This window comes from Kluyvera sp. EC_51 (genome assembly GCF_019584505.1).
In the GTDB taxonomy this organism is placed as follows: Bacteria; Pseudomonadota; Gammaproteobacteria; order Enterobacterales; family Enterobacteriaceae; genus Kluyvera; species Kluyvera sichuanensis.
On record NZ_VDAG01000024.1, the window covers coordinates 48010 to 61416 of the forward strand.

Sequence of the window (13407 nt, forward strand, 5' to 3'; positions counted from 1 at the left end):
TAACCTCCTTCCTCAGGCAACCGCCTGACCGACTTTAGGCATCGCCAGGCTTAACGCCTGTTGTTCATTAGCGCTGTCGTGCAGCAACTCCCCGGATATTTCCCCTTCCCGCATCACCAGGATGCGGTCGGCCACGCCCAATACTTCCGGCAGGTCGCTGGAGGCAAAGAGCACCGCCACGCCGGAGGCTGCCAGCGCGTAAATCACGTTATAAATTTCATGCTTGGCCCCTACGTCGATACCGCGCGTCGGCTCATCGAGCAGGATGACCTTCATATCCTCGGATAACCAACGCCCCAGGATCGCCTTCTGCTGATTGCCTCCGGAGAGGTTCATAATCAGCTGCTGGGCACCAGGCGTTTTGATATTGAGCGATTGAATATGGTGATCGGCGTTGGTCGCTTCCCAGCCATTGTTGATAACGCAGCCAGCATGGATGTGTTTACGCCGGGCGCTGATGTTGATGTTATCGCGCACCGAATGAACGGGAATAATCCCTTCGGCTTTACGGTCCTCTGGGCACAGCATCATCCCGGCGCGAATCGCCTGCGCGGGCTTATCAATCGTCACTGGTTGACCATCAATGTAAATCTGCCCGCCGCTCAAGCGGGTGCCGCCGAAGATCCCCTTCATCAGTTCACTTCGCCCAGCCCCCACCAGCCCGAACAGACCGACGATTTCACCGCTGCGTACCGCCAGCGATATTGGCGTACGCACGCCCGGCGCTTTAACCTGCTCAAGACGCAGGCGCTCTTCGCCATATTCACGCGGCTGCCAGCCGTAGATATCGCCGATTTCGCGCCCGACCATCGCCTGCACCAATCGGTCGTGGCTTACCGTCTGCATATCATCAAAGGTGCAAACATAACGGCCATCTTTAAACACGGTTATCGCATCGCTAAGCGCAAAGATCTCCTCCATACGGTGGGAGACATAGACGATCACCCGCCCCTCTTTGCGCAGCTCGCGGATCACCCGAAACAGGTTGTCGATCTCACGCGCCGAGAGCGAACTGGTGGGTTCATCAAAGGCGATAACCTTGGCGTTACGCGCCAGCGCCTTAGCAATCTCCACCATCTGCCACTGGCCGATGGAGAGATATTTCAACGGGGTATCAGGGTCAATATCCAGCCCCAGATGCTCCAGCTGCAGACGCGCTTCATAGTTTAAGAGTGAGCGATTAACGAAGCCGCCTCGGCTCGGCAATTGCCCAAGGTAGATATTTTCCGCCACGGTCATTTCCGGGACGAGATGCAGTTCCTGGTAAATAATGGCGATACCTGCGTTCAGCGCCGCAGTGGTATCGGCAAAAGAAATCTCTTCTCCACGCAGTAGCAAAGACCCGGAGGTCGGCGCGTAGTTGCCGCTGAGAATTTTCAGCAGCGTCGATTTTCCGGCACCGTTTTCCCCCATCAGCGCATGCACCTGGCCGCTATAGCAATCGAAGCTAATATCGGACAGCGCCTTAACGCCGGGGAAGGTCTTACTGATACCGCGGAAAGAGAGATAAGGGGTCGACTGTTGCATCGCAACCTCCACAATGACACAACTCGTCTCCCTCCGCCGTTGCGAAGGGAGCACTATCAGGACTCAGAGACCTTTTTTCGCCAGCTCTTCTTTGAAGTTATCGCGAGTAATCAGCACCACGTCGGTCACCGCGGTAAATTTCGGTGGTTCCGCGCCTTTCTGCACCCAGTTGTAGAGCAGTTCACTGGTCTTATAGCCGTGGATATCCGGGCTTGGCAGCAGTGAGCCAAAGAAGCCGGTCGCCTGCGCTTTTGACAGTTCGTTCACCGCATCGACGCCGTTAATACCGATACCAATGACGTTCGCCGCTTTAAAGCCCTGGCCTTCCGTCGCGCGGACGCCGCCCAGCACGGTGTTGTCGTTCATCCCGATAATCAGCCACTGTTTCACTTCCGGATGCTGTACCAGCAGGGAGTTACCAGCATCGAAAGCGCCAGGGATATCGTTAGATTTGGTTGGGACCTGATAGATCTGTTTTTCCGGGAAGCCCGCGGCTTTCAGGGCATCCATTGAGCCGGTGGTACGACGACGCGCCGTATCCAGTTCGTTGGCGGTAATCGCCATCACGCCGGTGGTTTTGACATCCCAGCCGCGCTTTTGCATCTCTTTATAGAGTTCCTGCCCCTGACGCGCGCCGATTTCACTGGCGGCCATCATCACCAGCGGCACATCTTCCATCGGTTTGCCTTTGGCATTGACGAACTGGTCATCGACGGTAATCACCTTCATGTCATAACCGCGCGCCTTCGCTACGATGGCTGGCCCCAATTTTGGGTCCGGCGTACAGATAACGAAGCCTTTCGCCCCGCTGGCCGCCAGGCTGTCGATCGCATTCAGCGTTTTCTCTCCGTCCGGCACGGCAATTTTAATCACGTCAAAGCCGAGGTCTTTACCGGCCTTATCGGCAAACTTCCATTCCGTCTGGAACCAGGGTTCCTCCGGTTGCTTCACTAAAAAACCGAGCTTGAGATTTTCGGCCATAGCCGATTGTGACATAACCGCTGCCAGACCAATGGCCGCCAGCGCTTTGGTAAATTTGTGCATGGTTAACTCCAGCCTTAATGTTCTTTTATGTAGGGAAAATCAAATAGGTGATTTAAATTAGACATAAAACAATGTATTAGCTGTTTTATTAACAGCGTTAACGTTGTTGAAACATTAATAGCCAGGAATTGGCTTTGCAGAAGAGAGCGGCATCACACGGCAGAATTACAGTAAAGTGATGCATATATTCAGCAAATAAGTACATATAAGACGCGTGAATTGTCAGACAATTCACGCGGGGGAATAGCAGATATCTCTATATCAGCAGCGGGAAAATCCCTTTAGGTGGAATTCTCGCAGTATTACCAACGGTAATAGATATGATCGGCGTGGTCGCGCACCGGCGCTTCATCACCCAGCAGGCGGGCAGAAACGGTAAAGGCGAAATCAAAGACGTGACCGAAGCCTTTGCCGCTGATCAGGTTGCCATCTTCCACCACCGGCGCATCAACGTATTCGCCGTTTTTGACGTCCTGCCATAAATCACCGGAGCAGACGTAACGACGCCCCTTCAGCAGATCGTTACCTGCTAATACGCGTGCTGCCGCAGAGCAGATTGGGCAGATCAGTTTGCCTGCCGCATCGTGAGCGGCGACAAATTTAACCACGTCTTTATTCGCCGCCAGATTCACGCTTCCCTGTGGGCCGCCCGGCAGAACCACCGCGTCATACAGCGTATCGAGACGTTCTGCCAGCGTCGCATCAGCGACCATCGGAATATCGTGATAACTCACTACCGCGCGAGATTCGGCGCACGATACCAGTTCAACGCCGATGTGCAAACGGCGCAGAATATCGATAGTGACAATCGCTTCCCCTTCTTCAAAGCCCGGGGCCAGCAGTACAGCAACCTGTTTCATTTTAACTCCTGTCATTTGAAATCAACGAGTCTTCCCTGAAGCGACGAAACGGGAAGGACTTTACGTAGTTTTTATTACCGAGAACATAATCCTCTAGCCTGCTAATACCAAAAATGATCTAAAACAAATTGAACATCATTCTGATATTTAATACAGCCATCTGAAAATACGCGATTTAGTTAGCATTTATTATTCGTAAAATGCCATTCATAGTAAATAATACGTATTTCATTCGTTATTACCGAATGCAGCAATAAAAACAAGATCACGATCACACTTTTAAGTGCATACGTTGCAATAGCAATCTCTTATGTTAACAAAGCCTTACAGAGAATATACATATTCGTTATATCCACTATTAATCATAGCGTTACGAGAATACCTTCTTTCCTGGTTAGTTATTCACAATATAGGTTGTAACGAAACGTAAAAAGCAGTTCGTGAGACTTTTCTTATATCCATACTAAGAGTATTCTTTTATTCGACCGGGCGATATTATATCCCCCGGTCGGACGCAAGGACTACAGGTAATATGTAGTCACACTCAAACGCGGAAATAGCGCATGGTTGGCAGCTATTACGCACTATGCGATGTCACGCGTGTCGTTCCTACCAGTAATAAGGATATTTGTATGGCAGTTCCAGGAATGGTTCAAAAGCTTAATGCACAGATGAATCTTGAATTTTCTGCATCTAATCATTATTTGCGTTTGAGCGAGTGGTGCTCAGAACATCGGCTGAATGGAACCGCGACGTTTCTACGTTCACGGGCACAGTCCAGCGTAACGCAGATGATGCGGGTGTTCGATTATATGAAGAAATCTGGCGCTTATCCGGTGGTTAAGGCTTTTGAAACTTGCGAAGATAAATGTGCCACCCTCGAAGATCTTTTCCTTAAAACTCTCGAAGACCACCACCAGCGTGCGTCAACGTTGTCAGAATTAACTGAACAAGCGAAAGTGCTTCATGACGATAGCACCCTGAGTTTCCTGAACGCACTGGAAGAAGAACAGGAACAGGATGGTATCTTGCTGAAGACAATTCTGGATGAAGTGCGCAGCGCGCGTAAAGCAGGCCTGTGTATTCAGCAAACCGATCAGCATCTGCTGAATATTGTTTCTCAACAGCACCATTAATTGAATTCATAAGGGCGGGATCGCCGCCCTTATTTCAGGCGTATTCAGGGCGCTCTGCCCTGATACCTCACCGCGTATTAGTGCGTTGCGTCCTGCGGCGTAAACTTCAGCTCAATCAGCGCAATCGCTTTCTGAATCGCCCGCATCGTCACCGGGTCGGCCCCTGCCGGATGGGTGGTAAAATCGATGGTTTTCAGCTGGCTCGCCATTTTTTCACGGACTTCAACCGGGGCGATAACGTCAATAACGTCGAGGATCTGTTTGATAACGAGCTGGCAGGCCACGACATCGGATACCAATTCATCGTTCGGGGTCAGGTTCTGAGACATTTTTTGCTCCTATTTTGCGGAGCGTAATAGTAACCTACTTTCGCAGAAGATAAAAAAACCTGCCGTGGCAGGTTTTTTTTATCAGAACATAGCGCCTGGCGGTACGTCTTTGAAAGTTTTGCAGTAGTTCTCAAACATGCTTTTGAGGATTTTACGCATGCGCTGTTTCATGTTGATGCTCCGGTTTGTTATGCAGGTGTTATTGTCTTTACGCACATAATATGACCGCCATCACAAAAATCAACCATTTTGAGAGTTGAGTCACGCTATTTTTATCGATTGCGTTAAATTTATAAAAAATTTGTTATAGAAATCTACCACTTACCAAATCTACAAAAGCTATAAATTTTAAAAATTATTTTGATAGGGTAAAACAACAATGAGTGAGCCTCTCCAGGCCCAGGCGAGCCGCGGGGTATCCCCTGCTGCGCTGCTTGTGGCCGGTGCATTCTTTATGGAGTTCCTGGATGGCACGGTGATTGCCACCGCCCTTCCTGATATGGCGAAAACTTTTGGCGTAGAAGCCGTTGACCTGAACATCGGCATCAGCGCCTACCTGATCACCCTCGCCGTGCTTATCCCCGCCAGCGGCTGGATTGCCGATCGCTTCGGTGCCAGGACGATCTTCAGTCTGGCGCTGGCGATCTTCACCGTCTCCTCCGTCTTCTGCGGCCTGGCGACCAGCGCCCATAGCTTTGTGGCAATGCGCATTTTACAAGGCGTCGGCGGCGCGCTCATGGTGCCGGTTGGGCGACTTGCCGTCCTGCGCACCACGCCCAAGCATCTGCTGATTACCGCCATCGCCACCCTGACCTGGCCCGCGCTCATCGCGCCGATCATCGGGCCACCGCTGGGCGGGTTTATCACCAAGGTCGCCGACTGGCGCTGGATCTTCTTTATTAACGTGCCGCTCGGCATCATTGCGATTCTGCTGGCGCTGCGTATTATCCCGAACATTCGCGACGATGAGCGTCGGCCTTTCGACCTACCGGGCTTTGTGGCGACCTCAGTCTCGATGGTGAGCCTGGTGTATGCCATGGAGCTGCTGGGAGCGGAAAAAATGCAGGGCGGATTAATCGTCGCGCTGCTGGTTATTGGCGCCGCGACCTTCTATTACGCCCTGCGCCATTTCCGCCGCAGCCCGTCACCGATGATCCGCATGGATGCGCTGCAGGTGCCCACGTTCCGGGTGACCATGTACGGCGGCTCGCTGTTCCGCGCCTCCATCAGCGCCGTGCCGTTCCTGCTGCCGCTGCTGTTCCAGGTCGGTTTCGGTATGGACCCGTTCCACTCTGGTCTGTTGGTGCTGGCGGTGTTCGTCGGTAACCTGACAATTAAGCCAGCCACCACGCCGCTTATCCGCAAGCTGGGCTTCCGTCGCCTGCTGCTGCTCAACGGCGCGCTGAACGTAATTGCGCTGGTCGCCTGTGCCTTTTTAACCCCGCAAACGCCGGTGTGGGTCATTATGCTGGTGCTGTATCTCGGCGGCGTCTTCCGTTCGATTCAGTTCACTGGCGTCAGCACCCTGGCCTTTGCCGATGTGCCGTCCGCCCAGATGAGCTACGCCAATACGCTGTTCAGTACGGCTAGCCAACTGGCTATCGGCCTTGGCATCACGCTTGGGGCCATCGGTATACGGTTAGGAGAGAAGATTAGCGCCGTGCTCAGCCTTAGCGACGTGCCGGGCATCAGCTTCCGGCTGGCGTTCATCTTTATCGCGCTTATCTGTCTGGTGGGGATGATTGATACGCTGCACTTAACGCGGGATGCGGGCAGCGCGGTGTCGAAGAAAGTGAAGCAATAAGCGACACAAACAAAAAACCCACGCCATGGCGTGGGTTTTTATTTAACCGCTGAGCGTCAGGCTTATGCCAGCATCTCGCGAACAAAGGCTTCAATCTCTTTGTTCTGGCAGTTTTCAAAGAAGCATTCCTGGAAACGCTGACCGGAAACGGCGGTTTTCACCAGTGCAGGGTCGATAGCGCGCAGGGTATCCAGATAGTTTTCTTTCACTACCGCAGCTTTAACCTGGTTCAGGATGCCGGCGTTACGCACCTGTGGTTCTTTACGCTCTGGTGGGTAGCCTTCGCCGTTACGGCCGGTGAACGCTTTTTCGAACATGTAGCGAACGTTCAGCTCTGCGCCCCAGCCGTAGCCTTTAGCGAAAGCCAGAGACAGCGCGTTACCGTTGTTGATCTGAGCAAACAGGAAGGCGTCTGCTGGATCCAGGCAGTAGCCGCAGACCACGCCTGGGTGAATGTTCAGAGACATCATCGCGCCCTGGCCGGTACCGCAGCCGGTCACCACGAAATCTACCGCTTTGGAGTTCAGCAGGATGCTGGCCATAATACCCAGGTGGATATAGGTCAGGTGATGATCGTTCTCATCGCTCATACCCACGTTATAGACCGGGAAGCCTTTTTCATCGGCAACGGCTTTTAACTCATGATGAATAGTCGCGTTTTTGCTGGCCTGGCTATTTTCCATCATCAGTGCAATTTTCATTCTTTCCTCTCCTGAAAGCTAAGCGGCTTACCCGCAGTCGTTCGATTAGTCTATTCACCTTACTACCAGGCAAACACACTTTCAAATTTTATGAAAAGTTGTTTTGATTTTTACCGATGAGGTCACATTTTTGTCCAGGTGGCGCAGATAAAACCTTACACAAACCATTACTTATTTACTATCACCTGGCTGAATGGTCGACTACACTGGGTCTATGGGCAGAAAGCCCCTGCTGTTTGTCTGCGTTTCAATGGATGAAATCGTCACTACAAAGGAACTGATTTGTGACACAGGACTGCCGAGGACTTCGACACGCGCTGGGTCTCCTTGCTCTACTGACCCTGCTGCTAATTTGCCTGCCCCGCGCCCATGCGGCTCCGCCGCAAAAGACACGGGCGGCGGCCCCTATTCCCGTATGGATACTCGATGCCGATAGTTTCGAGTTCTGGCGCGACGCGCGGGGGCAATATCAGGGCTTCTACCCGGAACTGTTGCACGCCATTAATGCGCGCTACGGCTATAACCTGACGCTGCGCCCTATCGATGGCACCACCTTTGAGCAACGCTTTAACCACCATGACTATGGCCTCTACGCCAGCGTGTTGCAAACCAAAGACCATCTGAAAAACACGATTCTGTCGACCCGCCTGCTTGAAAATTCGATCGTTGCCGCCAGCATCACTCGCCAGGCCAAAACCATCACTGACATCAATAATACACGGGTTATTTTTCGCCGTAGCGACCCTACGCAGGCGCTGGTGAGAGAAACCTATCCGGCATTGCAGTTCCAGCAGATTATTGAAGTCGACAGCAGTAAAGAGGCGCTGCAGATCCTGCGCAGCGGCGGTGCGGATTTCTATATTAATGAAGACAGGGAAATCGGTAGCCCGCAATTTTACTACACCCTCTCCCGCCCGTTTGACTCGCTGCGTATTACCGCCTCATTTGGCATTAGCCCGGAGCTGATTTCGCTGCGCGACAACATCAACCAGTTGATCAACGAATGGCTGCAAAGCGGGAAACTGCAGGCGCTGGAGGAACAAAGCCAGCTCGAGTACTTCCGTCATTTCCTCACCATCACGCCTGAAGAGCACACCTGGCTGCAGGAAAACCGGCTCACCCTGTGGCTGCCAAAGAATGAAAACTTCGCGCCCATCATCTGGAAAGACAACCAGGGTTATCACGGCAGCGCGATCAGTATGGTGAACGATTTACGCGACCTGCTGAACATCAACGTCGACGTACAATTTGTTGATAACTACATGATAAGGATGAAAAATGAAGACTGGCCTATCCACCTTGCCGATATTATTGATGTGCGCGACGGCGCGCAAATGGAGGGGTTAGTCGGCCCGCTGGTGAACTGGTACAACGCCTATTACAACAAGGCTGGCGCTCCCTTTATTCTCGATGAAGAGCAGGTTCGCCATCAGCGCGTGGGGGTGATTCGCGGCTCGTTTGCCGCCTACTATCTGCGTCAACGGTTCGGCACCGATGTCACTCTGATTGCCCGAGCGTCGATCGATGAACTGCTCGATGCGATTGATAGCAACCATATCGACTTTATCCTTGGCGACCTCAGTTCGCTGGAGCAGGCGCTGCGCGGTAGCGATCTGTTTCGTGGCGCGCTGAAGGTTGCCGGGCTTACCCACTCCAGCTACCAGATTGGTACCTGGGTCAATCTTGCTCACCCGTTGTACGCGCTGCTCACTCAGGTGCATCTTATCTCCAGCAATCGCCACCAACTCACGCCGCCGACCAACGTTGCGGCATCCACCTCCCTGAGCAAAAACGCATTGCAGATTATCAGCGCTGGGCTGCTGGCCCTGCTGTTCTTTATTCTTAGCCTGATGCTGATGATGTGGCGGCATATGAATAAGAACCGGGCCATTAACCGCAGCATTGTTGAGGCGATGGAGAAAATTAACCATGTCCATGATGATGAGACCGGGTGCCATATTCGCCGGGTAGCAGCCTATTGCAGCCTGCTGGCAGGCGCGCTAAAGCTACCGCCGAAGCATATCCGCGAGATAGAGACCTTCGCTTCCCTGCACGATATTGGCAAAATTGCCGTGCCTGAACATATTCTGCGAAAAAAAGGCAAATTGACCGACGATGAGTTTAAACAGATCCAACAGCACGCAATTAAAGGCTGGCGTATCGTCCAGGGGCTGGTGCTGGGATCGGTGGCAGAAAACCTGATTCACTATCACCACGAAAAATGGGACGGCACCGGCTATCCCGAAGGTTTAGCCGGAGAGGAGATCCCGCTGGAAGCTCGTATTCTGGCACTGGCCGATGTCTACGATGCCCTGCGGCAAAAGCGCGTTTATAAGCCAAGTTTTTCTCATGAAAGCGCCTACGAAATTATCGTCAGCAGCGCCGGCAGCCATTTTGACCCAACGCTGGTGTCTCTGTTCTGCGAGCTGCACCCGCAGTTTAAGGCGATTTATGAGTCACAAGAAGATTAGCCCCAGGTTATAGCGGCTATTCAAAGGATTGCGCTAAGGGGCGACGGCTACAATGAGATCACGATTATTGCGCAGAGCGAATTGATGAAAAGCCTCATTCTTATTCCCGCCCTCCTGGCTCTGACGGCCTGTACCGTACCCCGTGCGGCGAGCGTAAGCCAGGTTGATGCCAACAGCGGCATCGTCCGTCTGACCTATGGGCAGGCGATGTTGCAGAATGCAAAAACCGATAACTATCTCGCCCAGTCCGAGGCCAATAAGGCCTGCCAGCAGATAGGATACTCCACCGCCTTTTCCTACGGCCAGCCTATCACCACCTGTACAACCACCAGCGGTTCGCTGTGTCTGAACGAGCACATCACCTTGCAGTATCAGTGCCGCGGTATTGCCAACGTTCCCACCTCCGCCGCCTATTATTAAATGCGCGCCGGTGTATTCCGGCGTTAATATCACAATAAAATAAACCGTTATATTTATGTCAATGCGTTTTATTCCCATTCGCATTATTAAATAAATGTTTTTATATTTACCTTTTGCAAATAAATTAATAACAATTTATAGTGCCGCTGTAATTAACTCGTAACGTATTTTTCCAGGAGCGAAAACATGCTTAAAGCGGCAATGATCGAGAAATTAAATGAACAGATGAATCTCGAACTCTATTCTTCTCTGCTGTATCAGCAGATGAGCGCCTGGTGTAGCTTCAATAGTTTTGAAGGGGCTGCAGCCTTTTTACGCCGCCATGCACAGGAAGAGATGACCCATATGCAGCGCCTGTTTGATTACCTGACCGATACCGGCAGCCTGCCGCGTATTAACACCATTCAGACACCGTTTGCCGAATATGCGTCTCTGGATGAACTGTTCCGTGTGACCTACGAGCATGAACAGCTGATCACCAGTAAAATCAATGAACTGGCTCACGCCGCGATGACCAATCAGGACTATCCGACCTTTAATTTCCTGCAGTGGTATGTGGCTGAGCAGCACGAAGAAGAGAAGCTGTTTAAATCCGTTATCGATAAGCTGACGCTGGCGGGTAAAAGCGGTGAAGGCCTGTACTTTATTGATAAAGAGCTGGCCACGCTCGATACGCAAAATTAAGGTTCGCGCAGCGGCGTATTTCACGCCGCTGCCGATTAATGGCGACAGATTTTACTTTCCGTCGTCGTAAAGCCAGACTCCTGCGGAATAAACTTCCCTTTCTTATGCAGAAACGCGACCAGTTCGCCAGCACTCATATTTTCCGCTGAACAGGTATGAAAACGCGCCTGCTCGCCAAAGCGTGCATGAATGGCCGCTTCCAGGCTTTCAATACTGTACTGCTCACCTGAATCAATCATCATATTCAGAACTTCATGACCGTGAATGGATTCCATTATTCCTCCTGTAAAAAACGCCACCATAAACTGCATTTACTTTGCATGTTTTGCGCTAACGCAGCTTTTATCACACCGCCTTAAATCGTAAATAATACTGTACACCTACTGTAATTCAGATTTGACGAACCTTCGGGTTTCACATACTCTGCGCGACATCTTTGGTCGTTAATCTGTTCTGCAGTAGAGGAAAGCGTGAAGAACCGTACCCTGGGGAGTATTTTAATCGTAGCCGGCACCACGATCGGCGCAGGAATGTTGGCGATGCCTTTGGCATCGGCGGGCGTAGGCTTTGGCGTCACCGTCTTGCTGCTAGCAGGCCTATGGGCGCTGATGTGCTATACCGCCCTGCTGCTGCTGGAAGTCTACCAGCACGTACCTGCCGACACCGGTCTCGGGACGCTGGCGCTACGCTACCTCGGCCGCTACGGCCAGTGGGCGACCGGTTTTAGCATGATGTTCTTGATGTATGCGTTAACCGCCGCCTACATCAGCGGCGCAGGCGAACTGCTGGCTTCCAGCCTGAGCCAGTGGTTCAGCATGGATATGCCGCCGTCACTTGGCGTGCTGCTGTTTACCGCCGTCGGCGGACTGGTGATTTGTATTGGCACTTCGCTGGTCGATCTGTTTAACCGTTTCCTGTTCAGCGCCAAAATCATCTTTCTGATCGTCATGCTGATCTTGCTGCTGCCGCATATCCACAAGATCAACCTGATGACGCTACCGCTCGAGCAGGGTCTGGCGCTCTCGGCAATCCCGGTGATTTTCACCTCCTTCGGCTTTCACGGCAGCGTGCCGAGCATCGTCAGCTATATGAACGGCGATATTCGTAAACTGCGCGGCGTGTTTGTTATCGGCAGCGCTATCCCGCTGGTTGCCTATCTGTTCTGGCAGCTCGCCACGCTCGGCAGCATCGACTCGCCGGTGTTCAGCGCGCTGATGGAACAACACTCCGGGCTGAACGGCCTGCTGCTGGCAATCCGTGAAGTGGTGGCCTCACCGCACGTCGAACTGGCGGTCCATCTGTTTGCCGACCTGGCGCTGGCAACCTCATTCCTCGGCGTGGCGTTAGGGCTGTTCGACTACCTGGCCGATCTGTTCCAGCGTAAAAACAGCGTGCGTGGCCGTCTGCAAACCGGTGCCATCACCTTCCTGCCGCCGCTGGCCTTCGCGCTGTTTTACCCACGTGGGTTCGTGATGGCGCTCGGCTATGCCGGCGTCGCGCTGGCGGTACTGGCGCTGATTATTCCGTCGCTGCTGACGATGCAAAGCCGTAAACACCACCCGGAAGGCGGCTATCGCGTGGCGGGTGGCAAACCGGTGCTGTGGCTGGTCTTTGCCTGCGGGATTGCGGTGATTTTGATTCAGGCGGGGATTGCGACGGGGCTATTACCGTCAGTAGGCTAATGTTTTCATAGCCCGGCCGAGCAAAGCGACGCCGGGAATGACCCGGAGTCGGCGTAAACGCCTCGTCCGGGCTACAACATTATTTTGCGCAGCACTGCTTATATTTCTTACCGCTGCCGCACGGGCAAGGGTCATTACGCCCAACCTTCTGCTCGTTTTTAATCGGTTGTTTGACCGGCGCTTCTTTCGGATTGTCCATCCAGTAGTCAAACAGCGCCAGCGCCGCCGGGCTGATGCTGTCGATGCTGTCGAGATACTGCTCGGCGGTAAAAGCACCCAGCGCCGTTGTTTTTTCTTCATCACCGTGCAACGCAATGCAGTCAAACGCCGCCTGCAGCTCTTCCGGCAGGCCGGACCAATCGGTCAGCGCCGCACCGCGCAGGTAGCCATAGCACCACTCTTCAACGATGGTCAGCTCCTGGCCCTCTTCTTCGCGGGTACCAAACAGCGGATCAAACTGATCCGGGTAGTCGTTCAGACGGTCGGCGATGTCGCTCATATGCTGCAGCGTCAGGTTGACGAAACGGTCACGCTCGCGGTCAGTCGCCCAGTGTGGCACGTGGTCGGCTCCGCCCCAAACGGCAAACATCCACTCGGCAGGTTCAATCTCCAGTGGAGACGACAGAATCGCCGTCAGCATGCCGTCCAGTTCAGACACATCAATAATTGACGCATCGGTGGCATACTTTGCAATTGTTTCGTCCAGCCATTCCAGTTCGCTTTCGGTTAACGGTCCCGTTTTCATACTC

14 protein-coding genes are annotated in these 13407 nt (G+C 52.8%); 6 read left to right on the forward strand and 8 right to left on the reverse strand.

The genetic code is table 11. The features are described from left to right. Nucleotides 1–12: 12 nt before the first annotated feature. The 3 genes from araG to FHC49_RS06325 form a co-directional block, all read right to left on the reverse strand. Nucleotides 13–1527, reverse strand: coding sequence for an L-arabinose ABC transporter ATP-binding protein AraG (gene araG, locus FHC49_RS06315; protein ID WP_220439283.1), 1515 nt, complete (start codon nucleotides 1525–1527; stop codon nucleotides 13–15). 63 nt (nucleotides 1528–1590) lie between these two features. After that, nucleotides 1591–2571 carry an arabinose ABC transporter substrate-binding protein gene (locus tag FHC49_RS06320; protein ID WP_185669426.1) on the reverse strand — a complete coding sequence of 327 codons (981 nt, stop codon included), beginning with the start codon at nucleotides 2569–2571 and terminating at the stop codon, nucleotides 1591–1593. A 302-nt stretch (nucleotides 2572–2873) separates the two neighbouring features. Further along, nucleotides 2874–3431, reverse strand: a complete 558-nt coding sequence (locus FHC49_RS06325; protein ID WP_185669425.1) for a DJ-1/PfpI family protein — start codon at nucleotides 3429–3431, stop codon at nucleotides 2874–2876. 632 nt (nucleotides 3432–4063) lie between these two features. On the opposite strand from FHC49_RS06325, the gene FHC49_RS06330 reads away from it, so the two are divergent. Next, nucleotides 4064–4567, forward strand: coding sequence for a non-heme ferritin-like protein (locus FHC49_RS06330; RefSeq protein WP_185669424.1), 504 nt, complete (start codon nucleotides 4064–4066; stop codon nucleotides 4565–4567). Between the two features lie 77 nt (nucleotides 4568–4644). Here FHC49_RS06330 and FHC49_RS06335 read toward each other — a convergent pair whose 3' ends face one another. Continuing rightward, entirely contained in the window at nucleotides 4645–4896 is a 252-nt protein-coding gene (locus FHC49_RS06335; RefSeq protein WP_185669423.1) for a DUF2766 family protein, read from the reverse strand. Nucleotides 4897–4977: 81 nt separating this feature from the next. Further along, on the reverse strand, nucleotides 4978–5067 hold the full coding sequence (azuC, locus tag FHC49_RS06340; protein WP_015963980.1) for a stress response protein AzuC: 90 nt from the start codon (nucleotides 5065–5067) through the stop codon (nucleotides 4978–4980). Nucleotides 5068–5275: 208 nt separating this feature from the next. Between azuC and FHC49_RS06345 the strand changes: the two genes are divergently transcribed. Then, nucleotides 5276–6700 (forward strand): MFS transporter, encoded by a 1425-nt coding sequence (locus tag FHC49_RS06345; protein WP_185669422.1) that lies wholly within the window; start codon nucleotides 5276–5278, stop codon nucleotides 6698–6700. A 62-nt stretch (nucleotides 6701–6762) separates the two neighbouring features. Here FHC49_RS06345 and FHC49_RS06350 read toward each other — a convergent pair whose 3' ends face one another. Next, entirely contained in the window at nucleotides 6763–7401 is a 639-nt protein-coding gene (locus FHC49_RS06350; protein ID WP_185669421.1) for an RpiB/LacA/LacB family sugar-phosphate isomerase, read from the reverse strand. Between the two features lie 284 nt (nucleotides 7402–7685). Here FHC49_RS06350 and FHC49_RS06355 point away from each other — a divergent pair, with 284 nt between their 5' ends. From FHC49_RS06355 to ftnA, 3 genes are all read left to right on the forward strand, one after another. Then, nucleotides 7686–9872: an HD domain-containing phosphohydrolase gene (locus tag FHC49_RS06355; RefSeq protein WP_220439284.1), complete on the forward strand. Its 2187-nt coding sequence runs from the start codon at nucleotides 7686–7688 to the stop codon at nucleotides 9870–9872. An 84-nt stretch (nucleotides 9873–9956) separates the two neighbouring features. Then, a complete protein-coding gene (yecR, locus tag FHC49_RS06360; RefSeq protein WP_220439286.1) occupies nucleotides 9957–10292 on the forward strand; it encodes a YecR family lipoprotein in 336 nt (111 codons plus the stop codon). Nucleotides 10293–10478: 186 nt separating this feature from the next. Continuing rightward, nucleotides 10479–10976, forward strand: coding sequence for a non-heme ferritin (ftnA, locus tag FHC49_RS06365; protein WP_220439287.1), 498 nt, complete (start codon nucleotides 10479–10481; stop codon nucleotides 10974–10976). A gap of 35 nt (nucleotides 10977–11011) precedes the next feature. Here the strand turns inward: ftnA and FHC49_RS06370 are convergent, their stop codons facing one another. After that, on the reverse strand, nucleotides 11012–11251 hold the full coding sequence (locus tag FHC49_RS06370; RefSeq protein WP_220439289.1) for a YecH family metal-binding protein: 240 nt from the start codon (nucleotides 11249–11251) through the stop codon (nucleotides 11012–11014). 195 nt (nucleotides 11252–11446) lie between these two features. Here FHC49_RS06370 and tyrP point away from each other — a divergent pair, with 195 nt between their 5' ends. Beyond that, a complete protein-coding gene (gene tyrP, locus FHC49_RS06375) occupies nucleotides 11447–12658 on the forward strand; it encodes a tyrosine transporter TyrP (RefSeq protein WP_185669416.1) in 1212 nt (403 codons plus the stop codon). Between the two features lie 79 nt (nucleotides 12659–12737). On the opposite strand, the gene FHC49_RS06380 is transcribed toward tyrP, so the two are convergent. Further along, nucleotides 12738–13403, reverse strand: coding sequence for a YecA family protein (locus FHC49_RS06380; protein ID WP_220439290.1), 666 nt, complete (start codon nucleotides 13401–13403; stop codon nucleotides 12738–12740). Between the last annotated feature and the right edge of the window lie 4 nt (nucleotides 13404–13407).

Coding starts and splice junctions, on each gene's coding strand:
- araG (WP_220439283.1), bottom strand. CDS start 1,527: ATGCAACAGTCGACCCCTTATCTCTCTTTCCGCGGTATCAGTAAGACC.
- FHC49_RS06320 (WP_185669426.1), bottom strand. CDS start 2,571: ATGCACAAATTTACCAAAGCGCTGGCGGCCATTGGTCTGGCAGCGGTT.
- FHC49_RS06325 (WP_185669425.1), bottom strand. CDS start 3,431: ATGAAACAGGTTGCTGTACTGCTGGCCCCGGGCTTTGAAGAAGGGGAA.
- FHC49_RS06330 (WP_185669424.1), top strand. CDS start 4,064: ATGGCAGTTCCAGGAATGGTTCAAAAGCTTAATGCACAGATGAATCTT.
- FHC49_RS06335 (WP_185669423.1), bottom strand. CDS start 4,896: ATGTCTCAGAACCTGACCCCGAACGATGAATTGGTATCCGATGTCGTG.
- azuC (WP_015963980.1), bottom strand. CDS start 5,067: ATGAAACAGCGCATGCGTAAAATCCTCAAAAGCATGTTTGAGAACTAC.
- FHC49_RS06345 (WP_185669422.1), top strand. CDS start 5,276: ATGAGTGAGCCTCTCCAGGCCCAGGCGAGCCGCGGGGTATCCCCTGCT.
- FHC49_RS06350 (WP_185669421.1), bottom strand. CDS start 7,401: ATGAAAATTGCACTGATGATGGAAAATAGCCAGGCCAGCAAAAACGCG.
- yecR (WP_220439286.1), top strand. CDS start 9,957: ATGAAAAGCCTCATTCTTATTCCCGCCCTCCTGGCTCTGACGGCCTGT.
- ftnA (WP_220439287.1), top strand. CDS start 10,479: ATGCTTAAAGCGGCAATGATCGAGAAATTAAATGAACAGATGAATCTC.
- FHC49_RS06370 (WP_220439289.1), bottom strand. CDS start 11,251: ATGGAATCCATTCACGGTCATGAAGTTCTGAATATGATGATTGATTCA.
- FHC49_RS06380 (WP_220439290.1), bottom strand. CDS start 13,403: ATGAAAACGGGACCGTTAACCGAAAGCGAACTGGAATGGCTGGACGAA.